This is a genomic window from Nocardia heshunensis, from assembly GCF_054782115.1.
Genome location: NZ_BAAGTC010000002.1, coordinates 1,371,067 through 1,383,888, shown reverse-complemented (window position 1 = coordinate 1,383,888; position 12,822 = coordinate 1,371,067). Strand labels below are relative to the sequence as shown.

Here is a 12,822-nt window from a genome sequence, read left to right as displayed (position 1 = left end):
GCTGGGAACCGATCCGTAAGGAGTACTAAGTGGCGTTCAGCACGGCCGACGAGGTCATCAAGTACATCAAGGAGGAGGAGGTCGAATACGTTGATGTTCGCTTCACCGACCTCCCCGGTGTGCAGCAGCACTTCTCGATCCCGGCGAAGGCGTTCACCGCTGATCTCGCCGAAGAGGGTCTGGCGTTCGACGGCTCGTCCGTTCGTGGCTTCCAGTCGATCGACGAGTCGGACATGCTGCTGCTCCCCGACTTCAGCACCGCCCGGCTGGACCCGTTCCGTGCCGCGAAGACGCTGAACCTGAACTTCTTCGTGCACGACCCGTTCACCCGCGAGGCGTACTCCCGCGACCCGCGCAACATCGCGCGCAAGGCCGAAGAGTACTTGCGTTCGACCGGCATCGCCGACACCTGCTACTTCGGTGCCGAGGCCGAGTTCTACATCTTCGACTCGATTCGCTACGACTCGGCGATGAACGGCGCGTTCTACGAGATCGACTCGATCTCCGGTTCCTGGAACACCGGTGCCGAGTACAACGCCGACGGCACCCCGAACCGTGGTTACAAGGTCCGCAACAAGGGTGGTTACTTCCCGGTTGCCCCGTACGACCACTACGTCGACCTGCGCGACAAGATCTCGACCAACCTGCAGAACGCGGGCTTCGAGCTGGAGCGCGGCCACCACGAGGTCGGCACCGCCGGTCAGGCCGAGATCAACTACCGCTTCAACACCCTGCTGGGTGCCGCGGATGATCTGCAGCTGTTCAAGTACATCGTGAAGAACACCGCGTGGCAGGAGGGTAAGACCGTTACCTTCATGCCGAAGCCGCTCTTCGGCGACAACGGCTCGGGCATGCACGCCCACCAGTCGCTGTGGAAGGACGGCAAGCCGCTGTTCCACGACGAGGCCGGTTACGCGGGCCTGTCGGATCTGGCGCGTCACTACATCGGCGGCATCCTGCACCACGCCCCGTCGCTGCTGGCGTTCACCAACCCGACCGTCAACTCGTACCACCGTCTGGTGCCGGGCTACGAGGCCCCCATCAACCTGGTGTACTCGCAGCGCAACCGCTCGGCTGCCGTGCGTATCCCGGTGACCGGTTCCAACCCGAAGGCCAAGCGCATCGAGTTCCGCGCGCCGGACTCCTCGGGTAACCCGTACCTGGCCTTCGCCGCCATGCTGATGGCCGGCATCGACGGCATCAAGCGCAAGATCGAGCCGTTGGCTCCGGTCGACAAGGACCTCTACGAGCTGCCGCCCGAGGAGGCCAAGAACATCCCGCAGGCCCCCACCTCGCTGGCGTCGGTCATCGACCGCCTCGAGGACGACCACGACTACCTCACCGAGGGTGGCGTGTTCACCGAGGACCTGATCGAGACCTGGATCGACATCAAGCGCACCCAGGAAATCGCGCCCGTGAACCTGCGGCCGCACCCCTACGAGTTCGAGCTGTACTTCGACGTCTAAGTCGATGTAGCGCAAGCGCTCTCGGAGCCCCGACCACACCGTGGTCGGGGCTCCGCCCGTTTCGTGGGAGTTTCTGATACTCATATGACGGGCGCGCATATGTCGGGGAGGCATTGCGTCAATTCCATTGCGGGATACAGATATTCATCGATTGCGGGAGCGGACGTCCCGGTGGGTGGGGTGGGGAGTTCGGTGGGCGGGAGGGTCGGTGAGTAGGTCTGCGGCGGGGCGTAAGCGGGCCTAGCGTCCGGGGCTGTGAAGATCAAACGTTTTGCACGACTTCGTATTTCAGTTCTCGCGATGATCGCCAGCGCGGCGGCGACGCTCGGGGTGGTCGCGGGGCCGTCGATGGCCGCGCCGGTTCCCATGCGGCAGGACGCCACCCAGATCACGTTGCAGGGGGCGGTGAATGTGCGGGATATCGGCGGGTATGCCACCTATACCGGGGATTCGACCAAGTCCGGGAAGGTGATTCGGTCCGATGCGCTCGGGAAGCTGACCGATGCGGATGTGCAGAAGCTCGGAACCTTGGGGATTCAGACCGTGGTCGACTTCCGGACTGCCCCGGAGGTACAGGGTTTGGGGGCGGACAAGCTGCCCGCGGGGGTGAGCTCGGTGTCGCGACCGATCGACGACGGCGGGATCTATTTGAAGACGGCGCAGGCGATCGGGTCCAAGGATCCGGTGCAGCAGCAGGCGTTGCTCGGGGACGGCAAGGCCGATCAGATCATGAAGAACGCCTACACCAGTTTCTTGAGTGCGGATGCGACGGCGAAGTTCGCGCAGACCATCAAGGATGTCGCGGCCACACCGGGGACGATTCTGTACCACTGCACCTCGGGTAAGGACCGCACCGGCTGGATGACGTATGTGTTGTTGCAGGCGGTCGGGGTGCCGGAGAGCGTCGCGCGGCAGGATTACCTGTTGTCGAATCAGTACCGTGCCGCGTCGGACGCCGCGCTGCGGGCGCAGCTGAAAGCGGCCGGGATCATGCAGAATCCGGACCTGCTCATTCCCTTGCAGATCGTCAGCGACGAGTACCTGGACGTCGCCGTCGCTCAGATGAAGCAGCAGTACGGTGACTTCGGCAAGTATTTGACCAAGGGGCTCGGGCTCGACCCCGGGACCATCGTGAAGCTGCACGAAAATCTGGTGGGCTGACCCACGTGCGCAGTCGGTGCCTCGCGCCCGCGGGCGCGAGGCACTCGCTCTGAGTCCACAGTCCGGGGACTGAGCCGAATCTGGTCCTATGATCGGCGCATGACGGTGGACGTGGTGACGACGATCGAGATCGCGCGGCCGCGGGAACGGGTGGCCGGGTACACGATGGATCCGGTGAATGCCACGGCCTGGTACAAGAACATTCGGTCGGTGGTGATGCAGATGCCGGGTGAATTGATGGTCGGGTCCGAGATGGCGTTCGAGGCGCGGTTTCTGGGTCGGTCGCTTGCCTATACCTATGTGGTGACCGAGTTGGTGCCCGGCCGTCGGATGGTCATGCGAACCGCGGACGGCCCCTTCCCGATGGAGACCACCTACTCCTTCGAGGACACCGCGAGCGGCGCCACCCTGGTGACACTGCGCAACCGGGGCGAGCCCGCGGGCTTCTCCCGCTTCGTCGGCCCGCTCATGGCCCCGGCCATGCGGCAGGCCAACCGCCAGGACCTGAAGCAGCTCAAGCAAATCCTCGAAGCGAACGGCTGAGCTGCGCCAGTTTCGCCACCACCTCGACCGCGACGGCCAGTTGGCCGTCGATGGTCAGGTGTACCCCGTCGTCGAGATGCAGTTCCGCGCCGGGGAGGGGCTTGGTGACGGTGAGTGCGTCGACCGTGGGTTCCGGCTGGTCCGCCAGCAGGCCCGCGGTCTCCGCCATATCCGCTGTGGCCCAGCTGATTCCGGCATTCGCGAAGTGTGGGAAGCTGGCGGCGCGGCCTTCGTCCACGGCGGTCGGGGTCAGCCAGACCCACTGCGCGGAGGTGAGTTCGAGGGCGCGGTCGCGTAGCAACAGCAGATTGCGTGCCGTTTCCGTCGCACTGACCAGTCTTGCCCCGCCCAGCCGCTGCGCGTCGTTGGCGCCGAGCTGGCACAGCACCCAGTCGGGCCGCTCGTAGCCCAGCCGGGGCAGCGTGGTCAGCGCCTGCGTTGTGGTGCAACCGCTTACGGCCGCATTGACCAGCGTGATGGCGTCATCGGGGCGCCGCTGTGCGAGTAGTTCCCGCAGGATCTCGAACCAGGACAGGCGATCCGCCGTGGAGCTCTCCCCCAGCGCGAGCACCTTGCTGCCGGGCGCGAACGGCAGCCGATCCACCTGCGCGGCCAGTTCGGCATCCGCCAGGAGTTCCTCGGCGGCATTGCGGGCCTGCCGGGCGAATCCCGCACGCAGGTCCCGGTATTCGTTCGGTTCGAGCCCGAAGAGCCCGGCGACGCGCGCCTCGTCGAGGCCGTTCAGATAGGGCATCGCCTTCTCGGGCTGCTGGAACCGAACCAGCTTCTCGGTCATCGCGACATTCATGGTCACTCCACTTCGCTTCGGGAGAACCGATGCCCGAGTGACCTTGCGCCGCAGGTCAGGGGGCGATCGGTGGGTTCATGTTGTGCTGCATGCGGTCGAGGAGATCGGTGAGCACATCGATCTCGTCGTCGCTGAATCCGGCGCGCAGCCGCTGATCGTGGGCGGTGGCCGCCCGGGCCAAGCGGCGAAACAGGGCATCGCCGCTGTCGGTGAGTTCCACCTGGTGCACTCGCCGGTTGGCGGGATCCCGGCGGCGGATCACCAGCCCGTCGCTCTCCATCGCATTGAGGTGGTGGGTGAGGGTGGCACCTTCGATGCCCACCGCTTTCGCGAGTTCCCGCTGATTGCCGAGGTTCTGGGTCTTCAAGGTCAGCAGGATCAGCCAGACCGGCATCGAACCGCCCGCGGCGGCCAGCGTGCTGTCGAAGGCCCGGCCGACCGTCTTCGCGGTGCGGGCCAGCGCTAGGCCGACGGGTGTTCCGGTGGGTCTTGGCATTCCCTCAAACTACCTCGGCGGTTTCGCGCCGCTAGGGTCCGACGCTCGTACTCAGATGCAGTCCGGCCAGCAGCCATCGACCGTCCCGCTGGACGGCGAAGTGCGTGCTCCGGAACCTGCCGTCGGCGGTGTTTCCCCGATATTCGGCTTGCTGGACGTATCGGCCGATCGCGATGGCGGCGTCGCCGTAGGCGCGGACGGTGACCTCGTCCTGCCAGACCATCGATTGGGTCCGCAGGTCACCGTTGCGGTAGCGATCCAGCCAGGCGGCCTTGTCGAGCACGAACCCGGCGGGCCCGACCACGGTGAAGTCCGCAACGGCCATGTCATCCAGTGCGGCAATGTCTTCGAGCTGTTCGGCTGCGGCCCAGCGCTGGCAGAGGTCGCGCACGTGATCCTGGGTGTTCATGTCTCTCCCGTTCGGTCTGACCAACTGAACCTAACGTTAGATATCGAACGATTAGATGTCAAACGTTTCGGAGACAGCAGCATGGTTGAGGCTCCGCCGGTTTCGGATCGGGGCGTGGAATCAGCGAGTAAGTGCGGCCAGCGGGGAGAGGTCGAGGTGACCGTTGGGGTCGGACCAGCCGGTGGCGTGGAGATCCTCGGGGGCGACGACACCGAGGGCTTCGTGCAGGCCGATGGCGACCGAGCGGGCGAGGTCTTCGAAACCGCTGCGGGGAATCGGGCAGTAGAGCGTGAGCTTCCAGTTCTCGATATCTCGGCGGGCATCGGGCGCGACCCAGCCGAGGTCGTGTAATCGCCGAGTGGCGGCGTCGGAAATCGGTTCGGCGAGATAGTAATCGCCGGTGAGTTCGACGGAGAGTTTGATGTCGAACTGCTGTATCTGGGCGTAGCGATTTCCTGATGCGGCCAGGATGAGGGTGGCTTGTGAGGGCAGTTTCGCGAGGCAGCCGGCCAGTGCGTGAACAAACACGTCCCAGTCGGTTGTCACTACGCGCTCGCTTTGACCCCGGGTGCCCATCGTGGCCGATCATACGCCGTCGAATGGCGAGCGGCGTGAAATATCCTGCCGCCCAGTCCGATCAGCGGAAACCGCGGCGGTGTCGACTGGTGTAACCGCCGCGGTTTCCGGTATTCGGCCGTCCGCCGTCAGCGGGTGGGGGCGGGACCGAGCACGCAGAGAGGGGTGCTCGCCAGCAATCGCCGCTCATTGTCGGCGGGCGTGAACGCCTGCCGGGCAATGAATTCCCGCAAACGCGATATTGCGTTCATGGCACTCCCCTCGAAATCCAAGTCCGCTCGGCAACCCATTCTGCCAATCGAGCGCCGTTGCGGCCGTTAATCTTCCGTGAACATCACCGCACAACCGGGTGCGGATGGCACTCTTCGAGCAACCGTCCATTCAGCACACCGCACCCCGGCTCCGGGCACAAGATTCCGCGCCGGGGATTTACGATTCCTTGGCGGTGGCACGGGACTCGCCCACGGAGGGCACGGCCCGGCCGCCACCTCGTCACGGTGGAAGGAATTGACTGCCTTGTCCTCGGAATTCTCCAGCGGCCCCGACCATTTCGAGGTACGACCGGTCGGCTGGGTGCGCTCCCCGCTCACCGACCGCACCGGCGCACCCCGCCAGCCCGACGAGGACGCCCCCGCCGCCGAAGTGTTGCTGGCCCCCGAATTCGCGGCCGCCGCGGCCGACCTGGCACCGGGCATGCAGGTCATCCTGCTCACCTGGCTGCATGCCGGCCGCCGCGACACCCTCGCGGTCCACCCGCGCGGCGACGCCACCCGCACCCCCACCGGGGTCTTCGCCACCCGCTCCCCCGACCGCCCCAACCCGATCGGCCTGCACGAGGTCACCCTGACCACCGTCAGCCCGGAAGTACTCGGTGTCGCCGGTCTGGAAGCCATCGACGGCACCCCGATCCTCGACATCAAACCGGTCCTCGGCGGCATCGAATCCCGCTGACCGCCCCACCCCGGGCGGGGCGGGTCGTGCGGAGGAAGGGCTGATGGCCCGGCGTAGGTTGAGGGGCATGGCGGCTCCCAGGCATCCGGTACCGACGCTCGGTACGCAGCGGCTGGCTGCCGTGTGCCAGGCCGAGGTGCCGGAGCTGACCAAGCGGCTGATGGCGGCGATCGCCACCGACAATCCGGAGTGGACGGATTACACGGCGGTGCCGCGCGCGGATCTGCGCGACGGCTGCCGCCGGTATCTGACGCGGATTCTGGAATTGCTGCGCGGGCAGGCCCCGGATCCGGACGGCGACGATGTGGCCGCGGCCATCGGCAGGCGGCGCGCCGAGCAGGGCGTGCCGCTCGAGGCGATGCTGCGCACCTTCCGGCTGGGCGGGCAGATCGTGTGGGAAGCGCTGCTGGACAAGGCCGATGACATCGGGCCGAGCGAGATCCGCGAGGTGGGTTCGGTGATGTGGGCGGTGGTTGACGGCATGTCCTCGGCCCTGGTCGCCTCCTACCGCACCGCCGAACTGGATCGGGTGCGCAGCGATGAACGCCGCAGGCATTCGCTGATCGAGGATCTGCTGGCGGGCCGCGCCCATGACGCCACCTTCGCGGCGCGGGCGGGGCGGGAGTTGAATCTGCCGCCGAACGGCGCGTATCTGGTGGTCGTCGCGCGCGGCGAGGGCGGGCCGCCGCTGCATATGGGTGCGGAGACGGCGCTGGGTGTGTCGGGTATTCGTTCGGTGTGGCACGACCGGGTGGATTCCACCGTCGGCCTGGTCTCGCTGGAGCATCGTGAGGCTTCGGCTGTGCTGCAACAGATTCGGCCGTTGATCCGCGGCCGCGCCGGGGTCTCTCCCCCGGTGCCCGGTCTGGCGGGCGTGGACACCGGGCACGCGCTGGCGGCGCTGGCGCTGGATACGGTCTCCGGCGATCCGCAGGGTCTGCTGGTCTCGCTGGACGAGCGCTACCCGGAGGCGCTGCTGCTGCGCTCCCCCGATCTCACCGATCTGCTGGTGACCCGTTCCCTCGGTCCGGTGCTGGAATTGCCGCCCAAGGAGCGCGACATTCTGCTGCGGACGCTGGCGGTCTGGCTGGCCGAGAACTGCTCGGCGGCGAATGCCGCGCCGATCCTGCACTGCCATCGCAACACGGTCATCAACCGGTTGCAGCGCATCTCCCTGCTGCTCGACCGTCCGCTGGAGGGGCAACGCTCCTACGTGGAACTTTCCCTCGCGCTGGCCGCACTGGAACTGCCTGGAGCCACGCGCGATTGACCTATTCGGGGCCCGCTGACAAGCCCCCGAACGCCCACTACCGGCGGGTACTAATTGTGCGCTGAGCCCAGTCGAACTCTGTCATATATGGGCTTCCAGTGCATTGATTGTGCAATTGGTGACCGACAGACTCGATCGCAATGACCCGCATCACAACCGATGGCCGGGTCTGTGAGTACATCGAGATGAGGAGCACCACGAGTGCCGGAATTCGATCTATTGGTGATCGGCGGCGGCCCGGGCGGTTATGTGGCCGCCATCCGGGCCGCTCAGCGGGGCCTGAACGTGGGCCTGGTGGAGAAGGAACGCCCGGGCGGGGTCTGCCTGAACTGGGGCTGTATCCCGACCAAGGCGATGCTGCGTTCCGCCGAGGTCTTCCACACCGTCGCGCACGCCGCGGACTTCGGCATCTACGCCGATAACCTGCGTTTCGACTACGCCGCGGTGCGTAACCGCAAGGACGGCATCGTCAAGGAACTGACCGATGGCGTCGCGGGCCTGTTGAAGGCCAATGGCGTGACCATCATCGAGGGTCACGCGCGCTTCACGAGCCCCACGACCGTCGAGGTTGTCGAGGCCGGTCCGTCGCCGATCTTCGAGGGCGGCCCGCGCTACGCCGCCGCCCCGACCGCGAACGCCGTCCGCACCGTGAGCGCGAAGGATGTCATCGTCGCGACCGGTTCGGTGCCGGCCGTGCTCCCGATCCCGGGCGCGGATCTGCCGGGTGTCATCACCTCCGACGGCGCGTTCGGTCTGACCGAGGTCCCGAAGCGTCTGGTCGTCATCGGCGGCAGTGCCGTGGGTGCGGAGTGGGCCAACCTGTTCCACGAGTTCGGTGCGGACGTCACCGTGGTGGAGATGCAGGATCGCCTGGTTCCGTTGGAGGACAAGGAGATCGGCACCGCCCTGGTGCGCTCGTTCACCAAGCGCGGCATCAAGGTGCTGACCGGTGCGACCGTCACCGCGATCGCCGAGGGCGACAACGGCCTGTCGGTCACCGTGGGTGGCGCGAAGCCGCAGGAACTGCCCGCCGATGTGGTGCTGGTCGGCGTCGGCCGCCGCCCCAACACGGCCGGGCTGGGCCTGGATGTCGCCGGAATCGCCACCGACGCACGGGGTTTCATCCCGGTCGACGAGCACCTGCGCACCGGCGTCGAGCACGTCTACGCGATCGGCGATGTGACCGGTAAGGCGCTGCTCGCGCACGTCGCCTCGCATCAGGGCCTGGTCGCCTCCGACACCATCGCGGGCATCGCGGCCCACATCGACTACAACGTCATCCCGGCCGCGACCTTCACCCACCCGGAGATCGCCTCGGTCGGTCTGACCGAGGACGCCGCCAAGGCCGCGGGCCACGAGATCGTGGCCGCCAAGTTCCCGTTCGCCGCGCTGGGCCGGGCCAAGTCGTTCGGCGATCAGGAGGGCTTCCTCAAGATCGTCGCCGGTAAGAAGCACGGCGAGGTGCTCGGCGTGCACATCATCGGCCCGTCGGCCTCGGATCTCATTACCGAAGGGGCCCTGGCGATTTCGCTGGAGGCGACCCTCGACGAGCTGGCCGAGACCATTCACGCCCACCCCACCCTCGGCGAGATCGGGATGGAGGCCGCCCTGGTCGGGCTGGGCCTGCCCGTTCACGTCGCGCCGCCCCGGAAGCGTTGAGGAGTTCCATCGTGACCACCACCACCGCGACGCGTAAGACCGCGCGCAAGGCCCCCAAGGCCGCCGACGTAGCCGCGTCGCTGGAGAACACCGCCGAAACCCTTTTGGGTGGAGCGGATTTCGGCGGCACGGACGCCAACGACCTGCTGTCGCTCTACACCGAGATGCTGTTCATCCGGCGTTTCGAGGAGCGCACCGCGCAGGGCTACCAGCAGGCCAAGATCGGCGGCTACTGCCACCTGAACCTGGGTGAGGAAGCCACCGTCGTCGGCGTCGGCCGCGCCATGCGTCCCACCGACTACCTGTTCACCAACTACCGCGAGCACGGCTACGCGCTGGCCAAGGGCATCGAGCCCGGCCGCGTCATGGCCGAGCTGTACGGCCGCTCCACCGGCACCTCCAAGGGCTGGGGCGGGTCGATGCATATGTACGACACCCAGACTCGCCTGCTCGGCGGTTACGCCATTGTCGGCGGCCAGGTTCCGCTGGCCATCGGTGCCGCGCTGGCCATCGACTACCGCGGCGGCGATGACGTCGTGGTGTGCCAGATGGGTGAGGGCACCACGAACATCGGTGCCTTCCACGAGTCGCTGAACATCGCGGCGCTGTGGAACCTGCCCGTCGTGTTCCTGGTGATCAACAACCAGACCGGCATGGGCACCACCGTCGAGAAGTCTTCCGCCGAACCGGATCTGTGGAAGCGCGCCTCCTCCTACCGCATGCGCGGTGAGCGCGTGGACGGCACCGACGTGCTGGCCGTGCGCGAGGTCGCCTCCGATCTGATCGAGACCGCCCGTCGCGAGGGCAAGCCCGCCCTGCTCGAGGCCGTCTCCTACCGGCTCAAGGGCCACTCGGTCGTCGACCCGGCCAAGTACCGCGCCGAGGACGCCGTCTCCACCGCCGTCGCGCACGACCCGATCGTGCTGTGGCACGACCGTCTCCTGGAAGCCGGTGTGCTGAGCGAGGATTCGGCCGCCGCCATCGAGGCCGACGTGAAGGCTCGCGTCGTCGAGGCCGTCGATTTCGCCGACCAGTCCCCGCACCCGGACCCGGCCACCCTGTTCGATTACAACTACGCGACCCCGGTCGCGGGCGATTCCCATCGCCTGCCCGGCGATCCGCTCTTCACCTAAGGACATCACCGTGGCTGTCATGACCTACCGTGAAGCGCTGCGCGAGACCCTCCGCGAGGAGATGCAGCGCGACGACGATGTCTTCCTCATCGGAGAAGAGATCGGCGTTTTCGAAGGCTCTTACAAGATCACCGCAGGCTTGCTGCAGGAGTTCGGCGAGAAGCGGGTGCGCGACACCCCGATCGCCGAAGAAGGTTTCGTCGGCGCGGCCATCGGTGCCGCCATGCTGGGCCTGCGCCCGGTCGTCGAGATCATGACGATCAACTTCTCGCTGCTGGCGCTGGACCAGATCGTCAACCATGCCGCCAAGATCTACGGCATGTTCGGCGGTCAGACCTCCGTGCCGATGGTCATCCGCACCCCCGGTGGCGGTGGCCAGCAGCTCGGTGCGACGCACTCGCAGAACATCGAGCTGTACTACGCGTTCGTGCCCGGCCTCAAGGTCGTCGCACCCAGCACCCCCGCCGATGCCCGGGCGCTGCTGAAGGCCGCCATCGAGGACGACGACCCGGTTCTCTTCCTCGAGAACCTGTCGCTCTACAACACCAAGGGCGAAGTGCCGGAGAACCTTCCGGCCGCCGAGATCGGCAAGGCGGCGGTCACCCGCGAGGGCACCGACATCACGCTGATCGGCTACTCGCGCATGGCGAACGTGTGCCTCCAGGTCGCCGAAAAGCTGGCCGCCGAAGGCATTTCGGCGGAGGTCGTGGACCTGCGCAGCCTGCGTCCGCTGGACCGCGACACCATCGTGGCCTCGGCCAAGAAGACCGGTGCCGTGGTCATCGGTGAGGACGACTGGCTGACCTACGGCATCGGCGCGGAGGTCGCGGCGTCGATCTCCGACGGCGCGTTCGACTACCTCGACGCCCCCGTGCGCCGCGTGGCCATGGCCGAGGTGCCGCTGCCCTACGCCAAGCCGCTCGAAAAGCTGGCGCTCCCGTCGCCGGAATCGCTGTACAAGGCCGCCCTCGAAACCCTTGCCGCCGTCGGCAAGCGCCGCTGAGAACCGGAAGGAACCATGTCTGAAGTAACCATGCCCCGGCTCTCCGACACCATGGAGGAGGGCGTCGTCGCGGCCTGGCTCAAGCAGGTCGGCGACCAGGTCAAGGCGGGCGAGATCATCGCCGAGATCGAGACCGACAAGGCGCTCATGGAGCTCGAGGCGTACGAGGACGGCATCCTCGAGTCGATCATCGCCGAGCCCGGCACCACCGTCGCCATCGGCGAGCCGATCGCGTTCCTCGGTGACGGCAGTGGCGCTGCCGCGGCTCCGGCTGCAGCCGCTCCCGCTCCGGCCGCCGCTCCTGCGGCTCCGGCCGCTGCCCCGGCTCCCGCTGCCGCCCAGGCCGTTTCGGCCCCGGCCGCCGGAAACGGCGCCGCCCCTGCGGTTTCCACCGAACCGGTTGCCGCCGACGGTGAGCGCAAGCGGACTTCCCCGCTGGCCCGCAAGGTCGCCAAGGAGCTCGGCGTCGATATCAACGCCGTCACCGGTACCGGCCCCAACGGCCGGGTCACCAAGCAGGATGTCGAAACCGCGAGCAGCGCACCGGCTCCGGCCGCGACCGCTGCCGTCGCCCCGGCTCCCGTCCAGGCCCCGGCCGCCGTCGCCCCCGCGACCGGCGACTACGAAGAGATCCCGCTGACCACCATCCAGCGTGTCTCCGCCCAGCGCCTGACCGAGTCCAAGCAGCAGGCCCCGCACATCTATCTCACCAGTGCGATCGATGTGACCGAGCTGCTCGCCTTCCGCGCGCAGATCAACAAGACCCTGGAGGAGACCGGCTCCGGCAAGGTCAGCGTCAACGACCTGCTGGTCAAGGCGGTCGCCACCACGCTGCGCCTGGACTCCTCGGTCAATGTCTCCTTCGCGGGCGACAAGCTGCTGCGCCACAAGGCGATCAACATCGGCATCGCCGTGGCCACCGACGCGGGCCTGTTCGTCCCGGTGATCCACGACGCCGACCGCAAGTCCGTCTCCGCGATCGCCGCCGAGGGCCGCGAGAAGGCCGGTCGCGCCCGCGACCGGAAGCTCAAGGGCGAGGACATGTCCGGCGGCACCTTCACCATTTCCAACCTGGGCATGTTCGGCATCGAGCAGTTCACCGCCGTCATCAACCCGCCGGAGTCCGCGATCCTCGCGGTCGGCGCGGCCCAGGACGAACTGAAGCTGGACGGCGACAAGGTGGTGTCCCGCAAGATCCTTCGCGTCACCCTCTCCGCCGACCACCGTTCCATCGACGGTGCCGTCGCGGCCAAGTTCCTCCAACAGCTCAAGAACCTCATCGAGCACCCCTTGAGCATCGTGACCTAGTCACGACCCCAATCCGCCGTTCGATTTTTTGATCCAGGA

Annotated in this window: 14 protein-coding genes; 9 read left to right on the top strand and 5 right to left on the bottom strand. The window is 67.1% G+C overall.

What is annotated here, in order from left to right; genetic code table 11:
* The first annotated feature begins 29 nt into the window (after positions 1 to 29).
* From glnA to ACYVN4_RS06450, 3 genes are all read left to right on the top strand, one after another.
* Positions 30 to 1,466 carry a type I glutamate--ammonia ligase gene (gene glnA, locus ACYVN4_RS06460; protein ID WP_460718288.1) on the top strand — a complete coding sequence of 479 codons (1,437 nt, stop codon included), beginning with the start codon at positions 30 to 32 and terminating at the stop codon, positions 1,464 to 1,466.
* A 300-nt stretch (positions 1,467 to 1,766) separates the two neighbouring features.
* Entirely contained in the window at positions 1,767 to 2,627 is an 861-nt protein-coding gene (locus ACYVN4_RS06455) for a tyrosine-protein phosphatase (RefSeq protein ID WP_460718287.1), read from the top strand.
* Positions 2,628 to 2,726: 99 nt separating this feature from the next.
* Positions 2,727 to 3,170, top strand: coding sequence for an SRPBCC family protein (locus ACYVN4_RS06450; RefSeq protein WP_460718286.1), 444 nt, complete (start codon positions 2,727 to 2,729; stop codon positions 3,168 to 3,170).
* On the opposite strand, the gene ACYVN4_RS06445 is transcribed toward ACYVN4_RS06450, so the two are convergent.
* The 5 genes from ACYVN4_RS06445 to ACYVN4_RS06425 all read right to left on the bottom strand — a co-directional run bounded on the left by ACYVN4_RS06445 (position 3,142) and on the right by ACYVN4_RS06425 (position 5,710).
* Positions 3,142 to 3,978: an SGNH/GDSL hydrolase family protein gene (locus tag ACYVN4_RS06445; RefSeq protein ID WP_460718285.1), complete on the bottom strand. Its 837-nt coding sequence runs from the start codon at positions 3,976 to 3,978 to the stop codon at positions 3,142 to 3,144. The genes ACYVN4_RS06450 and ACYVN4_RS06445 overlap by 29 nt on opposite strands.
* Positions 3,979 to 4,033: 55 nt before the next feature.
* On the bottom strand, positions 4,034 to 4,474 hold the full coding sequence (locus ACYVN4_RS06440; protein ID WP_460718284.1) for a MarR family winged helix-turn-helix transcriptional regulator: 441 nt from the start codon (positions 4,472 to 4,474) through the stop codon (positions 4,034 to 4,036).
* A 31-nt stretch (positions 4,475 to 4,505) separates the two neighbouring features.
* Positions 4,506 to 4,883 carry a nuclear transport factor 2 family protein gene (locus ACYVN4_RS06435; protein ID WP_460718283.1) on the bottom strand — a complete coding sequence of 126 codons (378 nt, stop codon included), beginning with the start codon at positions 4,881 to 4,883 and terminating at the stop codon, positions 4,506 to 4,508.
* A gap of 120 nt (positions 4,884 to 5,003) precedes the next feature.
* Positions 5,004 to 5,429: a TY-Chap domain-containing protein gene (locus ACYVN4_RS06430; RefSeq protein WP_460718282.1), complete on the bottom strand. Its 426-nt coding sequence runs from the start codon at positions 5,427 to 5,429 to the stop codon at positions 5,004 to 5,006.
* 158 nt (positions 5,430 to 5,587) lie between these two features.
* Positions 5,588 to 5,710 carry a hypothetical protein gene (locus ACYVN4_RS06425; protein WP_460718281.1) on the bottom strand — a complete coding sequence of 41 codons (123 nt, stop codon included), beginning with the start codon at positions 5,708 to 5,710 and terminating at the stop codon, positions 5,588 to 5,590.
* Between the two features lie 265 nt (positions 5,711 to 5,975).
* Between ACYVN4_RS06425 and tsaA the strand changes: the two genes are divergently transcribed.
* From tsaA to ACYVN4_RS06395, 6 genes are all read left to right on the top strand, one after another.
* Positions 5,976 to 6,410: a tRNA (N6-threonylcarbamoyladenosine(37)-N6)-methyltransferase TrmO gene (tsaA, locus tag ACYVN4_RS06420; RefSeq protein WP_460718280.1), complete on the top strand. Its 435-nt coding sequence runs from the start codon at positions 5,976 to 5,978 to the stop codon at positions 6,408 to 6,410.
* Positions 6,411 to 6,477: 67 nt separating this feature from the next.
* Positions 6,478 to 7,680 (top strand): PucR family transcriptional regulator, encoded by a 1,203-nt coding sequence (locus ACYVN4_RS06415; protein WP_460718279.1) that lies wholly within the window; start codon positions 6,478 to 6,480, stop codon positions 7,678 to 7,680.
* Positions 7,681 to 7,881: 201 nt separating this feature from the next.
* Complete coding sequence (gene lpdA / locus ACYVN4_RS06410; protein WP_460718278.1) at positions 7,882 to 9,339, top strand: dihydrolipoyl dehydrogenase; 1,458 nt, start codon at positions 7,882 to 7,884, stop codon at positions 9,337 to 9,339.
* Positions 9,340 to 9,350: 11 nt separating this feature from the next.
* The gene (gene pdhA / locus ACYVN4_RS06405; RefSeq protein WP_460718277.1) at positions 9,351 to 10,472 is read left to right on the top strand and encodes a pyruvate dehydrogenase (acetyl-transferring) E1 component subunit alpha; all 1,122 of its coding nucleotides are present in this window, start codon (positions 9,351 to 9,353) and stop codon (positions 10,470 to 10,472) included.
* A 19-nt stretch (positions 10,473 to 10,491) separates the two neighbouring features.
* On the top strand, positions 10,492 to 11,475 hold the full coding sequence (locus tag ACYVN4_RS06400) for an alpha-ketoacid dehydrogenase subunit beta (protein WP_460718276.1): 984 nt from the start codon (positions 10,492 to 10,494) through the stop codon (positions 11,473 to 11,475).
* Between the two features lie 15 nt (positions 11,476 to 11,490).
* Positions 11,491 to 12,783, top strand: coding sequence for a dihydrolipoamide acetyltransferase family protein (locus ACYVN4_RS06395; protein ID WP_460718275.1), 1,293 nt, complete (start codon positions 11,491 to 11,493; stop codon positions 12,781 to 12,783).
* Positions 12,784 to 12,822 lie beyond the last annotated feature (39 nt).

Bases quoted from the DNA above. Each gene is read 5' to 3' on its own strand.
- ACYVN4_RS06455 (WP_460718287.1), top strand. From the start codon at position 1,767: ATGATCGCCAGCGCGGCGGCGACGCTCGGGGTGGTCGCGGGGCCGTCG.
- ACYVN4_RS06450 (WP_460718286.1), top strand. From the start codon at position 2,727: ATGACGGTGGACGTGGTGACGACGATCGAGATCGCGCGGCCGCGGGAA.
- ACYVN4_RS06445 (WP_460718285.1), bottom strand. From the start codon at position 3,978: ATGAATGTCGCGATGACCGAGAAGCTGGTTCGGTTCCAGCAGCCCGAG.
- ACYVN4_RS06440 (WP_460718284.1), bottom strand. From the start codon at position 4,474: ATGCCAAGACCCACCGGAACACCCGTCGGCCTAGCGCTGGCCCGCACC.
- ACYVN4_RS06435 (WP_460718283.1), bottom strand. From the start codon at position 4,883: ATGAACACCCAGGATCACGTGCGCGACCTCTGCCAGCGCTGGGCCGCA.
- ACYVN4_RS06425 (WP_460718281.1), bottom strand. From the start codon at position 5,710: ATGAACGCAATATCGCGTTTGCGGGAATTCATTGCCCGGCAGGCGTTC.
- ACYVN4_RS06415 (WP_460718279.1), top strand. From the start codon at position 6,478: ATGGCGGCTCCCAGGCATCCGGTACCGACGCTCGGTACGCAGCGGCTG.
- ACYVN4_RS06400 (WP_460718276.1), top strand. From the start codon at position 10,492: ATGACCTACCGTGAAGCGCTGCGCGAGACCCTCCGCGAGGAGATGCAG.
- ACYVN4_RS06395 (WP_460718275.1), top strand. From the start codon at position 11,491: ATGTCTGAAGTAACCATGCCCCGGCTCTCCGACACCATGGAGGAGGGC.